Genomic DNA, 21,884 nt, shown 5'->3' on the forward strand with positions numbered 1-21,884 from the left:
GCTCATTTCTCCGTTCGGCTACTCCTCCGTTTGTTCGTCCGCTTCCGCCCGTCCGACCCCGCCGTCGCCTCGCGCCTCGGCGGTCGCGTCGCCCGCCTCAGCGGCGTCGGCCGTGACATCGTCAGGGGCGTTCTCCCGTGCCCCGCTCCCGAACAGCCGAGCCCAGACGCCGCGGTCGTCGCGCTTCTCCGCGAGCAGCACGGAACACTCCACGTCTTCGAGCACCTCCAACACGAGCGAGCCGCTCACCAGCCGCGAGAGCAGCCCCTTCTGAGTCGCGCCGATGATAACCATCGTCGCGTCGCGCGCGGCCCGTTCGATCGACTCCTCGATGTCGCCGCTCTCGACGCGGAGCGTCGCGTCGGCGAGGTCGTGCTCGGCGGCCCACCCCATGAGGAAGCGCCGTCCGGCGCTCTCGTCGTCGGCGACGTGCAGCAGCGTGACCTCGCCGTCGAACTCCGTCTGGAGCATCTTGGCGACCGCGCCGGAGAGGTCCGAGGCCGGTCCGCCGGCGGTCGGCACGAGGATCCGCGAGGGGTCGAACCCGCGGTCGCGGAACACGAGGAAGTCCGACGGGAGCGAGTGCGCGAGCTCGTCGACCGCCGTCTCCGCGCGCCCGGGCGACCCGTGCGAGTCCTCGCCCCAGCCCATCACGGTCATGTCGGCGCCGTAGGTCCGGGCCGCGTCGAACACCTCCTCGAACACGCGGTGCGAGAGGACGACGTGCGTCTCCACGTCGACGCCGAACGTCTCGGCGTCTTCACGGGCCTTATCGAGGAGACTGTGCGCCGCATCGTGGGCGCCGCGGTCGCGGGCGGCCTCCAGCGACGTCTGGTCCGGGACGTTCGCGATGTTGACCGCGACGACCGTCCCGTTTCGCTGCTTGGCGATGGCCGACGCGAGCGTGATCAGGTGCTCCTCGGTCGCGGGGTTCGCGAGCGGCACCATCACGCGGTAGTCGTCGCCGCTCGGCTGGACCGACGTGGCCGCCGACACGGCGGCCTTGGGCAGCTCGTCGGAGCGGTCGAGGATCCACGCCCCCAGCACGCCGCGCGCCTCCACCTTCCGGCGGGCGTACAGCAGGTACCAGAGCAGGGCGAAGGCGACGAGGCCGAACGAGATCAGGATGATCGTCGGGTCAATGTAGATGATCAGCGCGAACGACGACAGCGTCCCGATGATCGGAACGGCCGGGTAAAACGGGACCTCGAAGTCGGGGTCGTACCCCTCGACCCCCGACTCGCGCATCACGATGAGCGCGATGTTGAGCAGGCCGTAGACGATGAGGTGGAGCACGGATCCCATCGTCGACAGCGACTCGACGCCGCCGGCGACGAGGAACACGAGGATGAGCGCGCCTGTGAGCGCGATCGACTTGTACGGGGTGCCGAAGCGGTCGTGGATCTCGTTGAGCTTCGGGGTGACGATCTTCTCGCGGCCCATCGCGAAGTTGATCCGCGACGACGAGAGGATCGAGGCGTTCGCCGAGGAGGCGGTCGCGAGCAGGCCGCCGATCAGGAGCATCCCGGCGCCGACGGCGCCCAGCGAGAAGCCGAACACCTGGTAGTTGCCGAAGAGGAGGCGGGCGGCGTCGACCACCGCGGTCTCGTTGTTCGCGACGAGCTCGTTCGGGACCGCCGCGAGCAGCACGACGAGGAACAGCGCGTACACGACCGTGACGATCACGACCGAGCCGAGGACCGCGAGCGGGAGGTTCCGCCCGGGGTTCTTGATCTCCTCGGCGACCGAGGTGATCTGGACGAAGCCGAGGTACGAGACGAAGATGATCCCCGTCACCGGGAGCACCTGGCTCGTCGTCCCCGGCGGCGCGATCGGCCGCAGCGACTCCATGTCGGCGTTCAGCAGCCCGACGACGGTGAAGACGGCGAGGATGCCCAAAAGCGACATGACGATGACGATCTGGAGCCCGCCCGTCTCCTTCGCGCCGAAGTAGTTGACGGCGATGAACAGCAGCGCGCCGGCGAGCCCGATCACTTGGGCGGCCTCCAGCGTCACCGGGCCGAGCCCGACCGGCCCGAGCCCGAGGAGCGCGTTGACGTACTCGCCGAAGCCGTACATGTAGAACGCGGAGGCGAACGCGAGCCCGAGCCAGTTCGCCCACCCGGCGACGGAGCCGAACATGGGCCCGAGCGCCCGGTTGACGTAGAAGTACGCGCCGCCGGACTTCGGCATCGCCGTCCCGAGCTCGGAGGCTGAAAGCGCCGTGAACAGGGCGATGACGCCACCGAGGACGAACGTGGCCGCCGCGAGGGGACCGGCCCGCGCGACCGCGGTCCCGGGGAGCACGAAGATGCCGGCCCCGATCATCGTCCCGATCCCGATCGTGAGCGCGGCGAGGGGACCGAGGTCCTTGGCCAGCTCCTCGTCGCTCATTCGGTGGATCCCTCGCGCGGGAGCGCGACCACGGGCACGTGCGACTCCGTCACGAGCCTCGTAGAGCGGTCGCCCGAGAGGAACTGCATCAGGCGGTTCCCGCCCCGAGACCGGTAGGCGATGGCGCTCGCGCCGACCTCGTCGACGGCGTCGAAGATCGCGCCGACGACGTCCCGTGAGTAGGCGGTGTGTTCCTCGGCGTCCGGGAATACGGTTCGAACTGCGGCGTAGGACTCGTCGGCCAGCTCTTCCGACTGTTCGACCGGCGTCTTGTCGGGGACGCCGCCGCCCTTCTCGACGACGTGTAGCGCCGTCACCTCGGTCGGTCGATACGGCTCGAGCGCAATCGCCGTCGCCAGCGCGTCCTCCTCGTTGGCGACTGGCAGGAGGACGTGGCCGAGCAGATCCCGCTCCTGCGGTTGGTCGGTGCTCGTCATACGAACACTCATATCCTCGTCAGTTAAGAAGATACGCTCTCCGAGGTCACGGCGTTAGATCGGCGTAAGTACTGTCTCCGTCGGTCTGAATGCGCTCTTCGTGCTCCCGACACGGATCGTCACCGATCATCGACGCCGGCGACGAACAGCGCGAGCACGGGGACGATCTCCAGCCGACCGATCCACATCAGCCCGATCATCAGCAGCTTCGTCGTGTTCGGCAGGAACTCGTAGCTCCCGAAGGGGCCGAGCGGCCCGAGCCCCGGTCCGATGTTCCCGATCGTCGCCAGCGAGGCCGCGAACGCCTCCGTACCGGTGAGCGCCTCTCCGACTCGCGCCGTGTCGATTTCGATGAACACGGCCGCGAGCGCGAACAGCAGGAAGTACAGCATCGTGAACACCAGAATCCCGCGGATCACGTCCTCGTCGACCACCTCGCCGCCGAGTCGTACCGGTCGGACGACGTCGGGATTCGCCGTCGTGTACAGCTCCCGGCGGAGCGTCTTCAACAGGATGAGCCACCGGATGATCTTGATCCCGCCGCCGGTCGAACCCGCCGAGCCGCCGAGGAACATCGCGAACAGCAGAACGAACTGCGTCTGGGTGTCCCACTGCGCGAAGTCCGCGGTGGCGAACCCGGTCGAATTCAACAGCGAGGCGATCTGAAAGGCGCCCTGTCTGAGCGCGTTCTCCGTGACGCCTTCGGTGATCCCGCCGATTTCGGTCGCGGGTGCTCCGCCGTAGAACAGGCCGATCGCGAGCACCGCCGCGAACCCGGTCACCAGCCCGAGGTACATCCGGAACTCGGAGTTCTCGAACATCCGCGTGGGATCGTCGCGGAGCACGAACCAGAACAGCGCGAAGTTCACGCCGGCGATCACCATGAACGGGACGAACACCCACTGGACGACGGGCGAGAACGCCGCGATGCTCTCCGCCTGCGGCGAGAACCCGCCCGTCGGAAGCGTCGAGAAGCCGTGGGCGATCGCGTTGTACAGGTCCATGTTCGGCGCGAGCGGCGTGAGGCCGAGTCCGAACAGGATCGCGATCAACGCGGCCGTGAAGCCGGCGTAGATCAGCCAGAGCGCCCGCGCCGTCTCGGCGATCCGCGGCGTGAGCTTCTGGAGTCCCGGCCCCGGCGCCTCGGACTTCATCAGCTCCGCGCCGTTGACCGCCAGCTGCGGGAGGATCGCGACCATCAGCACGATGATCCCCATCCCGCCGAGCCACTGCGTGAGCTGCCGCCACATCAACACGGCGTGCGAGTGCCGCTCGAAGCTGATCTCCGCGGTCGCCGTCGCGCCGGTCGTGGTGAAGCCGCTCATCGACTCGAACAGCGCGTTCACGGGGTGCCCGAGCGCCGAGGCGGTCCCGTACCCGGCGATGACGTACGGGATCGCGCCGACGATCGCGGCCATCAGCCACGCGAGCGAGACGACCGCCAGCGCGTCCCGCGGTCCGAGATCCGGCTCGTCGTCGAGCCGCTCCATTCCCGCGCCGATCGCGACGCCGAGGGCCAGCGAGACCGCGAACGCGATCGCGTCCTCCCCGTAGATCAGCGCCACGACGAGCGGGACGCTCATCGAGGCCGAGAGGTATTTGACGACGCTCCCGGTGTAGCTCAGCGTCGCCCGCGTGTCGACCGTGGTTCGCGTCATGAATGCCCCGTAGGGATACCGATATCAGTCGTAGCCTTCCCACGCGCAAAGAAGTCGTCGATGGCCGGGCCGGCCGGCGGCGAGCGGTTATTCACGCCCGAATGCGTGCCCGTCATGACGTCCAGAACGCCTTCGTGAACAGCACGAGCACGGGGATGATCTCGATCCGGCCGATCCACATCAGGACGATCATCACGGCGCGGGTGCTTATCGGGAAGGAGGCAAACGTCCCGTACGGGCCCGCGTCGCCGAACGCCGGGCCGATGTTGAGGAACGTCGTCGCCGCGGCGCCGAGCGCCTCGAACTCGTCGATCCTGAGGTTCGCCCGCTCCGCGTCGACGACGATGACGATCGCGAGCAGGAAGAAGATCACGATGCTCAACAGGAGGTACGCGTAGATGTCGCGGATCGCGCCCTCGTCGATCGACTTCCCGGAGATCCGGACCGGTCGCACCGCCTCCGGGTGGACGGCGGTGAAGAGATTTCGTTTGAACGTCTTCAGCGCGACCAGCCACCGCAGAGACTTGATCGAGCAGGTGGTCGACCCGACCATCCCGCCGATGAACATCCCCATGAACAGCATGTGCTTCGCCGCGGGCGCCCACAGCACGTAGTCGGTGCTCGCGTACCCCGTCGTCGTCACGATGGACGCGACGTTGAAGACGGCGTGGCGGATCGTCGCCTCGGCGCCGAAGGCGGTTCCCGGATCGAGGAACAGGCTGAAGGCGACGATCGACGCCAGCGTCCCCATCGCGCCGAGGTAGAAGTGAAATTCCTCGTTCTTTAAAAGGCGCATCGGCTCGCCGTTGATGGCGAAGTAGATGAGGACGAAGCTGGTCGACCCGATCACCATGAACGGGACGACCGCCCACTGGATGAGCGGGTGGAACGCCCCGACGCTCAGCGGCTCCGGCGAGAACCCGGCGGTCGCGACCGACGTGAACGCGTGTGCGACCGCGTTGTACAGGTCCATCCGGGGGTCGACGGCGAGACCGAGCGAGTAGTAGACGGCGACCGCGAGCCCCGTGAGCCCGAAGTAGATCCCCCAGATGAGCTGTGCAGTCTGCGAGATCTTCGGCGTGAGCTTGTTGACGTCTTGGGTCTGTGACTCCGTCTCCATGAGCTGTGCCCCGCCGACGCCGAGCTCGGAGAGCACCGCGGTCGCCAGGATGAGGATGCCGAGCCCGCCGAGCCACTGGATCACCTGCCGCCACATCATGACGGACCGGGAGTGGATCGAGAAGTCGCGGAGGACCGTCGCCCCCGTCGTCGTCAGCCCGCTCATCGACTCGAACATGGCGTTTACGGGATGCGCGACGGTCCCGACGCCCGCGACCACGAAGGGGATCGCGCCGACCGCGGCGACGAGGAACCAGATCATCGCCACCGCGAGGAACGCCTCGCGCGGCCCGAGGTTCTCCTCCGGGTCTTGCACCGACCGGAACGCCGCGCCGAGCGCGAGCGAGACGGCGATCGCCGCGAGGAACGGCAGCGGCGACTCGCCGTAGTAGAGTCCGATCAAAAGCGGGAACGCCAGCGGGACCGGAAGGGCGGCGAGGACGTCGCCCGTGAGTCCGACGCTCGCTCGCCAACCGACTCGGATTGCGGCGCTCACGGCGAGCTCACGCCATCGAGGTGATCGCGCTCACCGAGTCGGACTCCACGAACAGGATGACGTGGTCGCCCGCCCGAAGCACTGTGTCGCCCCGCGGCGTGACGAGCTCGCGTCCCCGGGTGATCGCGCCGATGACGAACCGGGCGTCCGTGTCGGCGACGATCTCCGAGATCGGCCGTCCGACGAGTCCGCACCCCTCGGTGAGCTCGAGCTCGAGGACCTCCGCCTGGTCGTTCTCCAGCACGGCGATGTTCTCCGCGACGCTCTCGTAGGTGAACCGCGTGATCTCCTCGGCGGTCACGGTCCGCGGGTTGATCGCGATGTCGATTCCGATCTCCTCGAAGACGGTGACGTAGTCCGGGCTGTCGACGACGGCGATCACGCGGTCGACGCCGAGTCGCTTGGCGAGCACGGAGATGAGGAGGTTCTTCTCGTCGGAGCGGAGGGCGGTGACGACGATGTCGGCCTCGTCGACGTGCTCGCGCGCGAGGAACTCCGTGTCGGTCGCGTCGTGTTCCATGACGACCGTGTTCGGGAGGTTCTCGGCGAGCCAGCGCGCGCGGTCGGGGTCCTGTTCTATCAGCCGCGGCCTGAAGTCGCGCTTCTCGAGGAGCCTGGCCGTCTGATACCCGATCTCGCTCCCGCCGACGACGACGATCTCGTCGGCGCGGCCGGGCGTCGTCTCCGGGGCGACGTCGGTCGCGAACGCCTGGACGCTCTCGGGGCTTCCGATCACCACCGCGCGGTCACCGACTCCGATGTCGGTGTCGCCGCGCGGCATGATCATCTCGCCGTCGCGGAACAGCCCCACGAACGTGAGCGACTCGAAGCGGTCCGCCTCCGAGACCGTCTGTCCCGCCACGGGGCTCCCCTCGGCGATCTCGAACTCGGCCATCTGGACCAGCCCGCTCGCGAACGGATCCACGTCGATCGCCGCCGGGAGGCCGATGACGCGGACGATGTTCTCCGCGGTCAGCAGGTCCGTACACACCATGAAGTCGACGCCGAACGCACCGTCGCTGCGCTCCCACGTCCGGAGGAACTCGGTGCTCTTCACGCGGGCGATCGTGAACGGCTCCCCGAACGTCTTCGCGGCCCCGCAGGCGACGAGGTTCGTCTGGTCGTTGTCAGTGCAGGCGATGACCATGTCCGCGCGGCCGACCTCCGCCGCCGTCTGGATCTCGGAGGTCGTCCCGTCGCCGGCGATGGTGAGGACGTCGAGCTCGTACTTCAGCTGTTCCGCGCGCTCGGGGTCGACGTCCACGACCACGACCTCGTGGTCCGACGCGAGGCTCGCAGCGATGCTGGTGCCGACCTCGCCGGCCCCGATGACGACCACGTGCATGGACACAACCAGTTACCGGACCCTGAAGTTCGTTACTATCGGTGTCGCCGCGGTCGCCGGGAGGAGCGGGCTACGAGTCCCCGCCGATCCCGGCCTCCGCCGCCCCGCCGAACGACGAGGGGTCCGTCCACTCGTTCCGCCCGGAGACGGTGCGCTGCGGGAACGGGATCGAGATGTCCTCCTCGTCGAACCGCTTTTTCACCGCCTTCACGTAGTCGGCCCGCGCCTTCACGAAGTCCGCCCGCGACGGGTCGTCGATCCAGATCCGCGACTGCAGGCCGACGTACGAGTCGGCGAGTTCCGTCAGTCGGACCGACGGGGCGGGGTCGTCGAGAATGGCGTCGCTCCGCTCCGCCTCCTCGACGATGATGTCGGTCGCCTTCTCGACGTCGTCCTCGTAGTCGATCCCGAAGACGAACTTCAGCCGGAGCGTCTTCTTCGCGACCGGGTTCTTCACCACGTCGCCGGTGAGCACGGCGTTCGGCACCGTGAGAAGTTCGTTGTCGAACGTGCGGACGCGGGTGACTCGAAAGGAGATGTCCTCTACGACCCCCGAGTTCCCCTGCCACTCGATCCAGTCGCCGATGCGGAACGGCTTGTCGGTGTAGATGAACACGCCCGCGACGAAGTTCTTGATCACGTCCTGAAGCGCGAAGCCGATGGCGAGCGTCGCCGCCGCGGCGATCGTCGCCAGCGACCGGAGGAATCCCTGATATCCCGCCGCCCCGAACGCGACCGTGACGCCCGCGAACAGCACGAGGAACGCGACGATCTTCTGGAGCGGTCGCCGCGCGTGCTCGTCGAGGCCCTGCCTGTCGAAGAGCCGCAGCACGAGCGGCGCGATGACCGCCTTATACAGCAGGTACGTCGCGAAAACGACGGCGAGGAAGATCGCGGCGTCGATGACGATCCCGGTCAGCGGCCGCAAAAACGGCTCCAGCGTCCCCGCGACGGCGACGATGTCGCTCGTACCGCCCGCGGCGCTCATCAGTGGAGTACCGCCGTGTTCCCTCGCGTCTCTACGAGTTCGGCGTCGACGGCGTCGGCCAGCTCCGCGGCGAGCTCGTCGGTCGTGGTCCCGCCTCGGGCCGCCCGGAGGAACTTCACCTTCACGAGCTTGGCGTCGTCGAGCTGGTCGGCCGTCTCGTCGACGACGGCGTCGACGCCCTTCTTCCCGACCCAGACGGTGACGTCGAGGTCGTGCGCTTCCTTGCGGAGCTGTTGATCGCTCATACGTCGTTCACTCGGTCGCGGCAGTTGAACCTTGAGGTTCGCGGACGAGGGGGCCGTTCGGGGCCTGCGGGCGACGCTCGCGTCCGGATCGGCCGCGGTCCCCCTACTCGCGTTCGACCTCGCGCGCCGGTTCCCGGGAGCGCTCTCGACGCACGTACTCGGCGGCGTCTTCCGGCGTCTCCGTCTCGAGGAGCCGGTCGAGCTTCCGCTCGAACTGCTCGTCGGTGAGGTCGCCCTCGGCGTACCGGCTCCGGAGCCGGTCGAGCGCGTCTCGCGTGCCCGCCGGCTCCTCGTCGACCGCGTCGCTCTCCGTGGTCCGGTCGACCGCGGGTCCCTCGGCCCGCTCCGCCTCCTCGTCCCCGTCGAACAGCATCCCGACCACCGGCACGACGACGACGTAGCCGAACAGCATGAGCGGGAGCCACCACTCAAAGCCGAGGAACAGCGCCGCCAGCCACGCGCCCGTCACGACCGTGCCCGCGATCTCGCTCGCGTTTCGCTCGAACCGCTCGCGCAGGGAGGACTCCGCCATCGTGGGGGTCCTCTCGGTGTGGCGACTAAATCGTATCGGCGGCGTCGGGACGCTCCGTCGGCGCTTCTCCCGTCCGCGGCTAGAGTTAGACTTGTCTAATCTTTTTCTTAGACCCAAAGCGTATTACGTTCCCACCGACAAACGGCTGGTAATGCGCACCGACACGAACGAGGCCGCGGGCCTCTCTCGACGGCGGTTCGCCGGCATCGGCGCCGGCGTCCTCGCGGGGGGTCTCGCCGGCTGCACGGGAAACGCCGCCGATCCGGGAGACGGCGGCGGCGGAAGCGACGGTGAGGGCGCCGACGCCGGAGAGTACACGGTCGTGGCCTCTTTCTTCACGTTCTACGACTTCGCCGACACGCTCGCCGAGGGGACGGTCCTGAACGTCGAGAACCTCGTGCCGACGGGCCTCCACGGTCACGGCTGGGAGCCGGACCCGTCGATCCAGCGGCGGATCACCGACGCCGACGCCCTGGTCCACGTCGGGCCCGACTTCCAGCCGTGGGTCGACCGCGCGATCGACACGCTGGAAGCGGAGACGACGGAGACGGCCCTTATCAACGCCCGCGCCGGGGTCGAGCTGCTCGACCTCGCCGACTCGCTCACCGAGGACGAGGCGGTCGAGGACGCGAAGGACCCGCACTTCTGGCTCGACCCCCAGCGCGCGAAGGTCGCGGTCGAGAACATCGCGGACGGGCTCGCGGCGCTCGCTCCCGACGACGAGGCGACGATCCGCGAGAACGCCGACGCGATCGACGCGGAGCTCGACGCGCTCGACGATGAGTGGACGGCCGTCTTCGACGCCGCCGAGCGCGACGTGGCGTTCCTCGCCGCACACAACGCCTTCGCCTACGTCTCGGAGCGCTACGGCGCGACGATCGAGCCGCTGGTGGTGAACCTCGCGGCCAGCAACGACATCCGGCCGGCCGACATGCAGCGGGCGCAGGACACGATCGCCGCCAACGACATCCGACACATCGGCGCGGCCGTGTTCGAGCCGATCCGGCCGGCGAGACAGCTCTTGGAGCAGACCGACGTCGAGGCGTACTTCCCGGTGACGCCGTACGCCGGCACCGCCGAGTCCTGGGTCGAGCGGGGGTGGGGGTACTTCGAGATCGCCCGTCAGGTGAACCTGCCCACCTTCCGGATCCTCCTCGGTCTCGACGACCCCGAGGACGTGACGTTCGCCGACTACGGCCGGAACTTCGAGCCATGAGCGGTGACACCCCCCTCGTCGACGTCCGCGGGCTGACGTTCGGCTACGCCGCGACGCCGGTCGTCGAGGACGTGGACCTGCGGGTCGACCGCGGCGAGTACGTCGGGATCGTCGGGCCGAACGGCTCCGGGAAGAGCACCCTGCTCCGCCTCCTTCTAGGCCTCCACGAGCCCGACGCGGGGTCGGCCGAGCTGCTCGGTCACCCCGCCCGGGCGTTCGCGGAGCGCGAGCGCGTCGGCTACGTCGCGCAGGACGTGACCGAAGACGAGAAGCGCATGCCGATCACCGTGAGCGAAGTCGTCCTCATGGGGCGGTTCCCGCACGCCGGCTTCGGCCGGGTGACCGCCGCCGACCGCGACCGCGTCCGCGACGCCCTGGCGACGGTCGGCATCGAACACCTCGCCGACCGGAAGATCACCGCGCTCTCGGGCGGGCAGCGCCAGCGGACGTACATCGCGCGGGCGCTCGCCGGCGAGGCCGAACTGCTCGTCCTGGACGAGCCCACCGTCGGCGTCGACGCCGAGTCGGTCGACGCCTTCTTCGACCTGCTCGACGAGCTCGTCGACGACGGGATCACCGTCCTCCTCGTCGAACACGACATCGGCGCCGTCATCGAGCACGCCTCGCGGGTCGTCTGTCTCAACCGCGAGGTGTACTTCGACGGCGAGCCGGCCGCGTTCGCCGAGAGCGACGCGCTCGACCGCGCGTACGGGACGAACGTCCGCCGCGAGGAAGGGGGGATCGTCACGTGACCCCCGCCGGTTCCGCGTCCGTCGCGTCGGCGGCGTCGCCCGACGCCGTCGTCCCGCTCCTCTCCGCGCCGTACGACCTCCTCTCGCGGCTCGTCGGCCTGTGGAGCGACGGGCTCGGCTGGGTCGGCGACCGGCTCGGGATCGCGATGCTGGAGTACGTCTTCATGCACCACGCGTTCCTCGTCGGCGCGCTCATCGCCGTGATGGCGCCGCTGATCGGCACCTTCCTCGTCCACCGGCAGCTCGCGCTCATCGGCGACGCGCTCGCCCACACCGCGTTCGCGGGCGTCGCCGTCGGGCTGTTCGTCAACTCGCTGCTCGGGACCGGGATCTCGCCGTACGTCACCGCGATCGTCGTCGCCGTGATCGCCGCCCTGGCGATCGAGCTGATCGCCGAGACCACCGACGCGTACAACGACGTGTCGATGGCGATCGTGCTCTCGACCGGGTTCGCGCTCGGCGCGGTCCTCATCAGCCTGAACACCGGCGGGCTCGCGGTCGGGATCAACCAGTACCTGTTCGGGAACCTCTCGACGGTCTCGCGGGAGAACGCGGTCCTGCTGGTCGTGCTCTTCGCGATCGTCTCGCTGGTCGTCACGGTCACGTACAAGCAGCTGCTGTACGTCACGTTCGACGAGACGGCCGCCCGCGTCGCCGGGATAAACGTCCCCTGGTACAACCGCCTGATGACGACCCTGACCGCCCTCGTCGTCGTCGGCGCGATGCAGATCATGGGCGTCATCCTCGTCGCGGCGATGCTCGTCGTCCCCGTCGCGGCCGCCGCCCAGCTCGCCCGCGGCTTCCGCGAGGCGCTGCTCGCGTCGGTCGTACTGGCGCAGATCGCCGTGGTCGCCGGGATCACGCTGTCGTTCAACTACAACACCACCGCCGGTGGCACGATCGTCCTCGTCGCCGTCGGCGTGTACATCGTCGCGGTGCTCGCCGGGAAGGTCCAGTCGCGGCGGGCGGGCGGCGAGGCCCCCGAGCGCGTCGACGGCGCCGAGCGGGCGACGGGCGAGGCCACCGACGTCGGCGGCGACGACGTCGCCGGAGCAGAGTCGACCGACTAGTCGGCCCGCTCCGTCGGCTCGTCGCGGAGGGTCCCGTCGAGCCCGAGACCGACGCGGTCGCCGTACCGGCTCCAGACGACCACCAGCGACGGGACGAGCAGGATCGAACAGAGGTACGCGTACAGCACGCCGAGCGCGAGCAGCACGCCGAAGTCCCGCAGGAGCGGGATCACGGCGAGCCACAGGACGCCGAGCCCGCAGACGGTCGTGAGCATGCTCCCGGTGAGCGCGCCGCCCGTGCCCGCGATTGTGATGTCGAGCGCGTCCTCGACCGCGTTTCCGGCCTTGAACTCGTCGACGAACCGGTGAACGAAGTGGACGGTGTAGTCCACGCCGAGTCCGATCGAGACCGAGAGGATCGGCGCGTTGATCGGCGTCAAGGGGATGTCGAACAGCCGCATCGAACCCACGAGCAGGCCGACCGTGACGAGGACGGGCACGAGGTTGAGCAGGCCGTACACGGCCTTCCCCTCCAAGTAGGCGTAAGAGAGCGCGAGGAACACGGCCGTGAGCACGAACGCGGCGATCAGGCTCCGGATCGCGGACTCGGTCAGCCGGTCGATCACGGCCTCGTTGACGACGAGGTCGCCCGTCGGAACCGCCTGCAAGGGAGTGCGCTCCGCGAGCGCCCGGACGCCGGCCACCGCTTCCGAGTCGTCGGCGCCGGGGCGGATCGTGTAATCTATCCGCGCGCTCCCGCGGTCGGCGGCGAGGTACCCGCGCGCCCGGTCCCGGTCGGGCGAGTCGAGCAGCGCGTCGTACACCTCGTCGACGTTGCGGTCGGGGACGCCCGTCCCGAGCCGGTCGTTGCGGTCCACGAGCGCGCCGAACTCTGGATCGCGCGCCGCCCGGTCCTCGATGACGGTCACGACGCTCGTGGAGGCGGCCCGGCGCTCGTCGGTCGTCTCGAAGGCGTCCGGCGGATCGCGCGTTGTCCGGTCGATCAGCTCCAGGGCGTCGTCGTCGCGCACGGACTGGTCGACGTACAGGGTCACGCTCCCGACGAAGCTCTGCTCGAACTCCTCCTCGAACAGCGTGAGCACCCGGAGGAAGGTGTAGTCGGTCGGCGCGAGCGGCTCCGGCAGGTTCGAGTACGTCTCCAGCCGGTCCTCGTCTGGGAAGAACGCCTCCTCCGAGAACTCGGTGTTCACGCCGGTCCCGTACGCGCCCCCGACCGCGCCGCCGACGAGCAGGACGGCGACGACCGCCACGGGCGCGACCTTCGAGAGGTCGACCCCGACGCGGAGCACGCGCCCGAGCCGCGAGCCGCCCGACCCGAGCGGCGTCGTGCCGAACGCCGGGATCGGCAGCCGCTCGCGCCAGCGGTCGACCACCACCTTCGTCGCCGGGAGAAAGACGCCGAACACCGTGAGCGTGAACGTGATCCCCGCCGCGGCGACGAGCCCGAAGTCCCGGTTAGGCTCGAAGGGACTCACGAGGTTCGAGGCGAGCCCGAACACCGTGGTGATCGTGACCAGCAGGAAGGCGATCAACAGCTGATCGGTCGTGGTCCGCATCGCCGCCGCGATCGAGAGCCCCTCGCCGCGCTCCTCCCGGTAGCGGTTGACGATGTGGATCCCGAAATCGATCCCGACCGCGAGCAGCAGCGGGAAGACGGTAATAAGGGAGTCGGAGAAGGGGATCCCCGCGTATCCCATGAACCCGAAGGTCCACAGGAGCGACATGAGCAGGGCGGCGAGGCCGATCCCCATGTCGATCGGGTCGCGGTAGGCGAACACGAGGAAGCCCAATATCAGGAGCAGCGCCGCGGGGAACACGATGACCGCGGTGTCGGTCAGCAGCGCCGTGACCTCCGACTGGAGGATCCCGTCGCCGAAGAGGACCGCGTTCTCGCCGGCCTCGTTGCCCGGCACCGAGTCGACCACGTCGACGCTCCGCGTCTGTAGCTCTGTCACTCGGGCCGTCGTGGCCGCCTCGGGCAGGTCGTAGGTGACACCGACGATGGCGGCCCCGGCTCGCTGGGCTGTCGGGTTGTAGTCGACAGACACCTGCGCCGCGACGGCGCCGGACGCGTCGGCGTCGGCGATGGCCGTCCGCAGCTCGCTCGGCGTCGCCTCCGCGACCGCGTCGCGGCGCTCGCCCGGCGTCTCCGCGGTCGGGTCCAACCGTCGGGCGACCGCGTCGGCGTGGCTCGTCGTCGAGCTCACTCTCAGGGTCGACCGCGACTCCAGCCGCTCCTGAGTCTCTAGGACCCGTATCAGCGCCGATCGCGAGAGCACGTTGTCGCCGGTGACGATCACCTGCGCCGACGTCGCCGACCCGCCGATCGACGTCTCGAACTCCTCGTCGATGTCGTCGAGCGCGCGCTGGGCGGGGATGTCCTGCGTGAACTGGTCGGCGCCGGCCGAGGTGGTGATCCCCCCCACCCCGCCGACGGCGACGACGCTGATCAGGAGGAAGACGGCGATCACCGCCACCGGTCGCTCCGTGACGAGCTCGTCGACCCGCTCGACGAGCCGGTCGGCCGCGGTCACCGTCGCCTCCGTCGACTCAGGGCCCCCCGGTCGCTCGGAGACGCGCGGGCATTGGTGTCGCCCATCCGGTCACCGCCGCCGGTACCGGACGAGCGCTCCCGCGCCGGCGACCACGACGAGGAGGCCGACGGCGAGCGGTAGGAGTGGGAGCCCGCCGTCGTCGGTCGGTTCGGTCACCTCGACGGGGTACTGGGTGACGTCCGATATCCGGTCGTTACCGCGCTCGTCGTCGTAGCGGAAGTCCAGCTCGATCGGGTGGGTCTCGACGGTCGCCCCAGGCGCGGCCGCCACGTCGAAGGCAATCTCGGTCGACTCGCCGGGCGCCAGCTCGTCGACGAACGCCTCGTCGTCGGGGGCCGACAGCGGGCTGTCGGCGTACAGCCCGGCGTTGATCGACGAGAGCGTCTCCGGGCGCTGATTCGTGATCTCGAAGGTGATCCGCCGGGTTTCGCCCGCCGGGACGGTCGCGTTGTCGGCGGCGAGCTCGAACTCGGGCTGCCGCGGCGCGACCTCGATCCGCCGGGTCTCCTCGACCGCGATGGCCGAGTCGCCGTTCGTGTACTCGGTGGTGAACCGGAACTGCCGGGGGCCGGGGTCGGCGCTCCCGCTCACCTGGGCGTCGAACGAGAAGTCGACGGACTCGCCCGCCGGGATCTCCGGGAGGGCGTACCGCCGCTCGCCGACCGTCACCCGGTCGCTCTGCGGGTCGGCGACGAGCACCGCGTCGTCGACGTCGAGCGGCCCCTCGTTGGTGAGCGTCCCGCTGACGCTCCCGGAGTAGCCGACCTCCAGGCTCCCCTCCACGCCGTCGATCGAGAACGACTGCTCGGAGATCGGCACCACGCCGGCCCGGGACGCGGGAGAGGTCTCGTCGATCCCGTCCGCGTCGCGGTAGTCGACGGTGGAGACGAGCGCGTACGCCCCGCCGCCGAAGTCGGGCGAGACCGTCGACTCGAACGTCACCGTTCGGTTCTCGCCGGGCGCCCAGTCGCCGACGAACGACTCGGCGCTCCCGTCGCTTCCGATGACGGCCTCGCTCCCGGTCGTCGTTCCGGTGACGACCGCGTCGCGAGCGACCTCGTCGCCGACGTTCCGCATGGTTGCGGTGACCTCGCCGCCCCCGCCGACCTGCGCCTCGGTGCCGGTCTCGACGATCGCGAAGCGCGCGCCGTCGTCGACGACGATCGTGACGTCGAACCGGTCGGTACCGCGCCGGTCCTTGTGGTCGTTGAACTCGGGGATGATCTCGAAGGTGTACCGGTAGCGGGCCGTCACCTCGACCTCGTAGGAGCCGTCCGGCACGTCGTCGGGGACCGTCACCTCGAGCGGGACCTGCACGGGGCTCGCGTCGGTCCGCACGTCGCCGACGACCGTCCGGCCGTCGCCGACCTCGATCGGCACGTCGCCGTCGTCGACCGAGAGCGTGAGTCCGCGCGCCGTCGTCACCCGCGGGTCGAGCTGGTTGCCGAACTCCATCTCGCCGGTGTTGAGGACGTCCAGCGTCACCGTCGATTCCGCGCCGCTCGGCACCGTCCGCTGGGAGGCGAACAGATCGAGGGCGGGCGAGCCGCGGATCTGGCGCTCCGTCGTCTGCGCGGCGATACCGCCGTCCGCCGTCGGACCGACCGCGGCGGTCCGCGCGCCGTCGACGTCCTGCCCGGCCGTGGAAGCCTGTCCGACCGGCGCCGCGGCCCCGGCGAACGCGGCGGCGCCGACGAGGGCCGTGACGGCGACGACTGCGAGAGCGAGCGCGCCCGCCCGCGCTGGCCGGCTCATCTCTCGCCTCCGCCGTTTCTCCCATCGACCGCGTGGGGGCGCCGAATCGGGGACCGACCGCCGGACGCGTCGCGTCGAGTCATACGGTCGTGTGGGTCGCTTCCGTGTTAAGCGTGTTGAATGAACGTTCAATCAGGAGCGTTTTGTGCGTGGCCGCGGTGGACTCACCATGCACGACCCGTTCGCGGAGCCCGCCGACACTCGCCAGGCTATCTTGGGGGCGGCGTTCCGCGCGCTCTGCGAGCACGGGTACGCCGACCTCACGATCAGCCGGATCGGCGAGGAGTTCGACAAGAGCCCGTCGCTCGTCTATCACCACTACGACGGGAAAGACGAGCTGCTCGTCGATCTCCTCGGGTTCCTGCTCGACGGGTTCGAGGCGTCGGTGTCGGCGGGCGAGTTCGACTTGACGCCCCACGAACGGCTCGACATCTACCTCTCGGCGACGACCGACCCCGGCTCCGTCGACGACGAGCACGCGCCGGACGCGCAGTTCCTGACCGTCATCGTCGAGCTCCGAGCGCAGGCCGCCAGCGACGGCGCCTACCGCGACCACTTCGACCGCAGCGACCGCGTGTTCGAGGCGTTCCTCGAACGGACCGTCCGCGAGGCGGCGGCGGAGATCGACGGCGGCACCGACGTCGACGCCGACCGCGACGGGGACGATTCGACCGATCCGCGCGGCGACGCGTCCGCGATACCCCCCATCGAGGTGGCCTCGACGCTCCAGACGCTCGCGACCGGAGGGATGCTCCGCTGGGCGACGACCGCCGACCGGGACTGGACCGACGACACCCGTCGCGGCGCCCGTCGATATCTGGAGGCGATGCTCCCGCGGGTCGACGTCGAGGGGTGAGCCTGGAGCGAAGCCGGGGCTGACCGGGAACGACCTCTCGGGGGATAGGTGGCCCGCGAACGAGGAGTCCGGCGGTCAGCGTTCGGTGACGCCTTCGACGTCCATCCGCGTGACCTCCTCTTCGAGCCACTCTTTCAGCCACTTCACGCGCTTGATGCGCTGGTGGGCGATGCTCTCGGCGCTGTCGGAGACGACGCGCTCGGTGTGGTCGTGGGCGCGCTGGAGGACCCGGTCGACCATCTTCGCGGCGTCCATGTGCGTGCGGGACTCGTACCCCATCCGCAGCAGCATCAGCACGGCGCCGTTGGCGCCGACCTTGTCCAGCACGTCGGCCTCGATCAGACACCGACTCTCCAGCGGCACGTCCGCCAGATCGCCCGTGTACGAGTGGTCGACGACCGCTCCGCACACCTCCTCGATGAACGACTCGGGGTAGTTGCCGCGGCTCTGGAGATACTCTCGAGCGACCCGCGCGCCGGCCTCGGCGTGCACGTCCTGTTCCGCCTCAAGCTTCGCGACGTCGTGGAACACCGCGGCCACGCGGACCACGTCGACGTCGGCTCCCTCCGCCTCGGCTATCTCGGTCGCGAGGTCGACGACGTTGACGATGTGGTTGAACCGGTACTCCGCGGAGTGCCAGGGGTACCAGCGCATCCGCCCGCCGTCCTCCTCGCTCTCGACGCTGGCCGCGAGGTAATCCCTCACAAACCCCATCATCTCCTCGAAGTCCTCGTCGCTCACCTCCGTTTCCTTAATCTCGACGCCCACGGAGACCACCCCGGGCGAAAAACTCGTGATTCATTATCGGTACCGAGGAGCGTTTCGTTCTTAGTCGTTACGACGGGGGGCGATCGGCGCCGCTCGGGCCCGACGCGTCGGCCGCCGGCGGTCTCGGCGCTCTGGCCGTCCGCGGACTCGCGGCGCGCTCGCGGCACCCCCGCACTCCGTCCGTGCCCCCGGAGGAAGTGACCCGCCGGGCGACGCGGCGAGGCTCTTAAGAACGGCCGGCGACGACCCGAACGTATGTGGCGCCCCTGGGGTGACGGCGAGAAGGCCCGCTTCCAGCGGGCCGCAGGGGTGAACATCTTCGGCAACGCGCTGAAGATCGCGGTCGTCGGCGCGACCGGACTGGCCTTCGGCAGCGTCGCGCTCCTCGCCGACGCCGCGCACTCGGTCGCCGACCTCGTCGCCAGCGCGGTCGTGTTCGTTTGGGGGGGCTCCCGGTACGACGCCGCCGACGAGACGCACCCGCACGGCCACCAGCGGATCGAGCCGCTGACGGCGCTGTTCGTCGGTGCGGTCATCGTCCTGCTCGGCGTGTTGCTGCTGCGGGAGTCCGTCTCGGAGTTCCTCGGATCGCCGGATATCACGGCCAGCCCGATCCTCGTCGCGGCGCTGCTGTTCGCGCTGATCGACATGTACCTCCTCTACCGGTACACGGAGCGCGTCAACGCGACCCTCGGGTCGACGGCGCTGACCGCGCTCGCGGCCGACTGTCTCAACGACATCTACACCACCGTCGCGGCGCTGTTCGGCGTGTTCGGCGCCCTGCTCGGGTTCCCCGTCCTCGACCCGGTCGCCGGCGCGCTGGTCAGCGTCCTCGTCGTCTACCAGGGCGTCGAGATCGGCCGCGAGAACGTCACCTACCTCGTCGGCGCGGCGCCCCCGGCCGGGGACCGCGAGCGGGTGACCGAGGCGCTCCGCGAGCACCCGGCCGTCGAAGGCGTCCACGACTTGACGGTGTATTACGACGGGACCGACCTGGAGGTCGAGGTCCACGTCGAGGTCGACGGCGGGATGACGCTCCGGGAGGCCCACGACGTCGAGACGGCGCTCGTCACCGGCCTCCGCGACCTGGACGACGTCGGCGATGTCCACGTTCACCTCGACCCCTCCGGACTCGGCGAGTGGAAGGACGCCGAGGACGCCCCCGACGGGATCGACCTCGGTACCTGAGCCCCCGCAGGCGGGGACGACGACCGTGTGCGGCGCCGTCGGAGACGGAGCCGGCGCGATTCCCGACGGAGCCGGCGCGATTCCCGACGGAGCCGGCGCGATTCCCGACGGAGCCGGCGCGACTCCCGACGGAACCGACGCGACTCCCGACGGAGCAGACGCACTCTCGATCCGGGGAACCGGCGCGACTGATCGGCGAGGGGACGCATCCGACCGCGCTTCGGACCGCCCGTCCGAAACCGGAACGCGCCTCGACCGTCGTGCGGGTTTTGCCCCTCGCGGCCCTACCGATCGCATGTTCGGACGCCGCTGGCTGGAGATGACGTGGCGCGACGGGCTGTTCTGCCACTGGCCGGTCGATCCGGCCGTCGTCGACGAGACGCTCCCCGAGCGGCTCACGGTCGCCACGCACGACGGAGACGCGTACCTCGGCGTCGTCGCCTTCGTGATGGATGACATCCGCCCGCGAGGCGTCCCCTTCGGGCTCTCGTTCCCGGAGCTCAACCTCAGGACGTACGTCGAAGGGCCGAGCGGCCCCGGCGTATATTTCTACAACCTCGACGCCGACGACCGCCTCGGCGTCGCGGTCGCCCGGCGGCTGTTCGCCCTGCCGTACTACCGCGCCGAGATGAGCGCGACCCGTCGAGACGACGGGGCCGTCCGGTTCCGGAGCCGTCGGACGCACCGGGGGGTCCCGGACGCCCGCTTCGACGCCACCTACGGTCCGGCGGGCGAGCCGTTCGCGGCCGAGCCGGGGTCGCTCGCGGCGTTCCTCCTCGAGAACTACCGCTTCTACGCGGACGGAAATCGCCTCTACCGCGGCGAGATCGCCCACGAGCCGTGGACGCTGCGAGAGGGAACCGCCGATCTCCGAGAGAACACGCTCTTCGGGGCGAACGGCTTCGAGCGCCCCGCGGGCGAGCCGCTCGTCCACTACGCGGAGCCGGTCGACGTGAGCGCGGACCGGCTCCGGCGGGCCTGAACTCGGAGTCTCGGCGCCACCCGAGAGGCCGCCGACCGGGGCGCTGACCGGGAGGCCACCGACGGCGGCGCCGACCGCGACGACGCTGACCGCGGCGCCGGCCCTCTACGGGAAGAGACCGCGGTACTCGTGGGCACTCGCCGTGCGTTCGAGCGCGAGGGTGTACGCCGCGGTCCGGAGGTCCGGGAGCCCCTTCTCGTCGTACTGGTCGATCGTCTGGTCGAACGCCGTCCCGATGCGGCGTTCGAGCTCCGCGTTTACCGTCTCAAGCGGCCACGAGAACTCCTGAGCGTTCTGGACCCACTCCAAGTACGAGACGATGACGCCGCCGGCGTTCGCGAGGATGTCCGGCACCACTTGCACGTCGCGCTCGGTCAGCGCCTCGTCGGCGGCGACGGTCGTGGGCCCGTTCGCGGCCTCGACGATGGACGACGCGCGCAGGGAGTCGACGTTGTCGGCGGTGATCACGCCCTCGACGGCGGCCGGGATCAGGACGTCGACGTCGAGCCTCAGCAGCTCGTCGTTGCCGATCGCGTCGGGGTCGTCCCAGCGCTCGCCGCCGTCGGTCGCTCGCCCGCTGTCCGGCGTCGCCCGCAGATCGCCGGCCACGTACTCCTCGATCAGCCCGCCGGCGCTCACGTGCGCGGCGAGCGCGCTCACGTCGAGCCCGTCGGGGTCGTAGGCGGCGCCGGTCACGTCGGAGGTGGCGACGATCCGGGCGCCGGCCTCGTCGAGGAGCCGGGCCGCGTTCGACCCGACGTTGCCGAACCCCTGGATCGCGACGGTCGCCTCCGAGAGGTCGCGGTCGAGGTACTCGAAGAGCCGCTCGGTGACGATGGAGACGCCGCGTCCCGTGGCCTCGACCCGTCCGGGCGTCCCGCCGACCTCCAGCGGCTTGCCGGTGACGACCTGCGGGACGGAGTGGCCCTCGTACATCGAGTAGGTGTCCATCATCCACGCCATCGTCTGCGGGTTCGTGTTCATGTCCGGCGCGGGCACGTCGGTCTCGGGGCCGATCATCCGCCGGATGCCCTCCGTGTACCGACGGGTGAGGCTCTCCAAGTCGTTCTGGGTGAGGTCCTTCGGCTCGCAGATCACGCCGCCCTTGGCGCCGCCGTACGGGAGGTCGACGAGCGCGGTCTTCCAGGTCATCCACCCCGCGAGCGCCTCGACCTCGCGCTGGCTGACGGTCGGATGGAACCGGACGCCGCCCTTGAACGGCCCGCGCGCGCTGTCGAACTGGCAGCGGTACCCCTCGAACACCTCGACCTCCCCCGAGTCGAGTTCGACCGGGAGGGTGACTTTGAGCGTCCGCTCGGGGTGTTTGAGCCGCTCGAAGACGCCGTGATCCACGTCGGCGTACTCCTCCGCGCGGTCCATCTGTGCCAGCATGTTCTCGAACGGATCGTCCGCCATATTCGGCCCGACTCGGGCCCGGGTGATATCGGTTTCGGCAATACTTGACCCCGGTAGAGAGTACCTCTCAAATGCGTCGAGTGCGCCCTCAGTGCGAGGACTATCACGGGCGTCTCCGGGGCCTGATGGCGACCCGTTTCGCCCGGACTTA

Annotated in this window: 18 protein-coding genes; 6 read left to right on the forward strand and 12 right to left on the reverse strand. The window is 69.7% G+C overall.

The annotated features are described in order from the left end of the window. Window positions 1-18 precede the first annotated feature (18 nt). The 8 genes from DJ75_RS04760 to DJ75_RS04795 form a co-directional block, all read right to left on the reverse strand. Entirely contained in the window at window positions 19-2,394 is a 2,376-nt protein-coding gene (locus DJ75_RS04760; protein WP_094523039.1) for an amino acid permease, read from the reverse strand. Continuing rightward, window positions 2,391-2,831, reverse strand: a complete 441-nt coding sequence (locus tag DJ75_RS04765; protein WP_094523041.1) for a universal stress protein — start codon at window positions 2,829-2,831, stop codon at window positions 2,391-2,393. The genes DJ75_RS04760 and DJ75_RS04765 overlap by 4 nt, the downstream gene beginning before the upstream one ends. A gap of 119 nt (window positions 2,832-2,950) precedes the next feature. Beyond that, the gene (locus tag DJ75_RS04770; RefSeq protein ID WP_094523043.1) at window positions 2,951-4,489 is read right to left on the reverse strand and encodes a TrkH family potassium uptake protein; all 1,539 of its coding nucleotides are present in this window, start codon (window positions 4,487-4,489) and stop codon (window positions 2,951-2,953) included. A gap of 112 nt (window positions 4,490-4,601) precedes the next feature. Further along, complete coding sequence (locus DJ75_RS04775; protein WP_094523045.1) at window positions 4,602-6,104, reverse strand: TrkH family potassium uptake protein; 1,503 nt, start codon at window positions 6,102-6,104, stop codon at window positions 4,602-4,604. Between the two features lie 7 nt (window positions 6,105-6,111). Beyond that, entirely contained in the window at window positions 6,112-7,449 is a 1,338-nt protein-coding gene (gene trkA / locus DJ75_RS04780) for a Trk system potassium transporter TrkA (protein ID WP_094523047.1), read from the reverse strand. A 70-nt stretch (window positions 7,450-7,519) separates the two neighbouring features. Further along, entirely contained in the window at window positions 7,520-8,437 is a 918-nt protein-coding gene (locus DJ75_RS04785; protein ID WP_094523049.1) for a mechanosensitive ion channel family protein, read from the reverse strand. Next, window positions 8,437-8,682, reverse strand: a complete 246-nt coding sequence (locus DJ75_RS04790) for a YhbY family RNA-binding protein (RefSeq protein WP_094523051.1) — start codon at window positions 8,680-8,682, stop codon at window positions 8,437-8,439. Before DJ75_RS04790 ends, DJ75_RS04785 begins: the two co-directional genes overlap by 1 nt. A 103-nt stretch (window positions 8,683-8,785) precedes the next feature. Next, a complete protein-coding gene (locus DJ75_RS04795; RefSeq protein WP_094523053.1) occupies window positions 8,786-9,214 on the reverse strand; it encodes an SHOCT domain-containing protein in 429 nt (142 codons plus the stop codon). Window positions 9,215-9,365: 151 nt separating this feature from the next. Between DJ75_RS04795 and DJ75_RS04800 the strand changes: the two genes are divergently transcribed. Genes DJ75_RS04800 through DJ75_RS04810 form a run of 3 tightly spaced genes read left to right on the forward strand, consistent with a single transcriptional unit; the run spans window position 9,366 to window position 12,252 of the window. Further along, window positions 9,366-10,430, forward strand: coding sequence for a metal ABC transporter substrate-binding protein (locus DJ75_RS04800; RefSeq protein ID WP_094523055.1), 1,065 nt, complete (start codon window positions 9,366-9,368; stop codon window positions 10,428-10,430). Further along, the gene (locus DJ75_RS04805; protein WP_094523057.1) at window positions 10,427-11,182 is read left to right on the forward strand and encodes a metal ABC transporter ATP-binding protein; all 756 of its coding nucleotides are present in this window, start codon (window positions 10,427-10,429) and stop codon (window positions 11,180-11,182) included. Before DJ75_RS04800 ends, DJ75_RS04805 begins: the two co-directional genes overlap by 4 nt. Then, window positions 11,179-12,252, forward strand: a complete 1,074-nt coding sequence (locus DJ75_RS04810) for a metal ABC transporter permease (RefSeq protein ID WP_094523059.1) — start codon at window positions 11,179-11,181, stop codon at window positions 12,250-12,252. The genes DJ75_RS04805 and DJ75_RS04810 overlap by 4 nt, the downstream gene beginning before the upstream one ends. Here the strand turns inward: DJ75_RS04810 and DJ75_RS04815 are convergent. Next, on the reverse strand, window positions 12,249-14,747 hold the full coding sequence (locus DJ75_RS04815; protein ID WP_094523061.1) for an RND family transporter: 2,499 nt from the start codon (window positions 14,745-14,747) through the stop codon (window positions 12,249-12,251). The genes DJ75_RS04810 and DJ75_RS04815 overlap by 4 nt on opposite strands. Window positions 14,748-14,816: 69 nt before the next feature. Further along, window positions 14,817-16,523 carry a COG1361 S-layer family protein gene (locus DJ75_RS04820; RefSeq protein ID WP_094523063.1) on the reverse strand — a complete coding sequence of 569 codons (1,707 nt, stop codon included), beginning with the start codon at window positions 16,521-16,523 and terminating at the stop codon, window positions 14,817-14,819. A 169-nt stretch (window positions 16,524-16,692) separates the two neighbouring features. Here DJ75_RS04820 and DJ75_RS04825 point away from each other — a divergent pair, with 169 nt between their 5' ends. Further along, entirely contained in the window at window positions 16,693-17,379 is a 687-nt protein-coding gene (locus DJ75_RS04825) for a TetR/AcrR family transcriptional regulator (protein ID WP_094523065.1), read from the forward strand. 75 nt (window positions 17,380-17,454) lie between these two features. On the opposite strand, the gene DJ75_RS04830 is transcribed toward DJ75_RS04825, so the two are convergent. Then, window positions 17,455-18,156, reverse strand: coding sequence for an HD domain-containing protein (locus tag DJ75_RS04830; protein WP_094523067.1), 702 nt, complete (start codon window positions 18,154-18,156; stop codon window positions 17,455-17,457). Window positions 18,157-18,402: 246 nt separating this feature from the next. Between DJ75_RS04830 and DJ75_RS04835 the strand changes: the two genes are divergently transcribed. Beyond that, window positions 18,403-19,335 carry a cation diffusion facilitator family transporter gene (locus DJ75_RS04835; RefSeq protein WP_094523069.1) on the forward strand — a complete coding sequence of 311 codons (933 nt, stop codon included), beginning with the start codon at window positions 18,403-18,405 and terminating at the stop codon, window positions 19,333-19,335. Between the two features lie 295 nt (window positions 19,336-19,630). Beyond that, on the forward strand, window positions 19,631-20,317 hold the full coding sequence (locus tag DJ75_RS04840) for a YqjF family protein (RefSeq protein ID WP_094523071.1): 687 nt from the start codon (window positions 19,631-19,633) through the stop codon (window positions 20,315-20,317). A 105-nt stretch (window positions 20,318-20,422) separates the two neighbouring features. Here the strand turns inward: DJ75_RS04840 and DJ75_RS04845 are convergent, their stop codons facing one another. Beyond that, window positions 20,423-21,733: a Glu/Leu/Phe/Val dehydrogenase gene (locus DJ75_RS04845; RefSeq protein ID WP_094523073.1), complete on the reverse strand. Its 1,311-nt coding sequence runs from the start codon at window positions 21,731-21,733 to the stop codon at window positions 20,423-20,425. Window positions 21,734-21,884: the final 151 nt, after the last annotated feature.

The sequence above is a fragment of the Halorubrum sp. Eb13 genome (assembly GCF_002252895.1).
In the GTDB taxonomy this organism is placed as follows: domain Archaea; phylum Halobacteriota; class Halobacteria; order Halobacteriales; family Haloferacaceae; genus Halorubrum.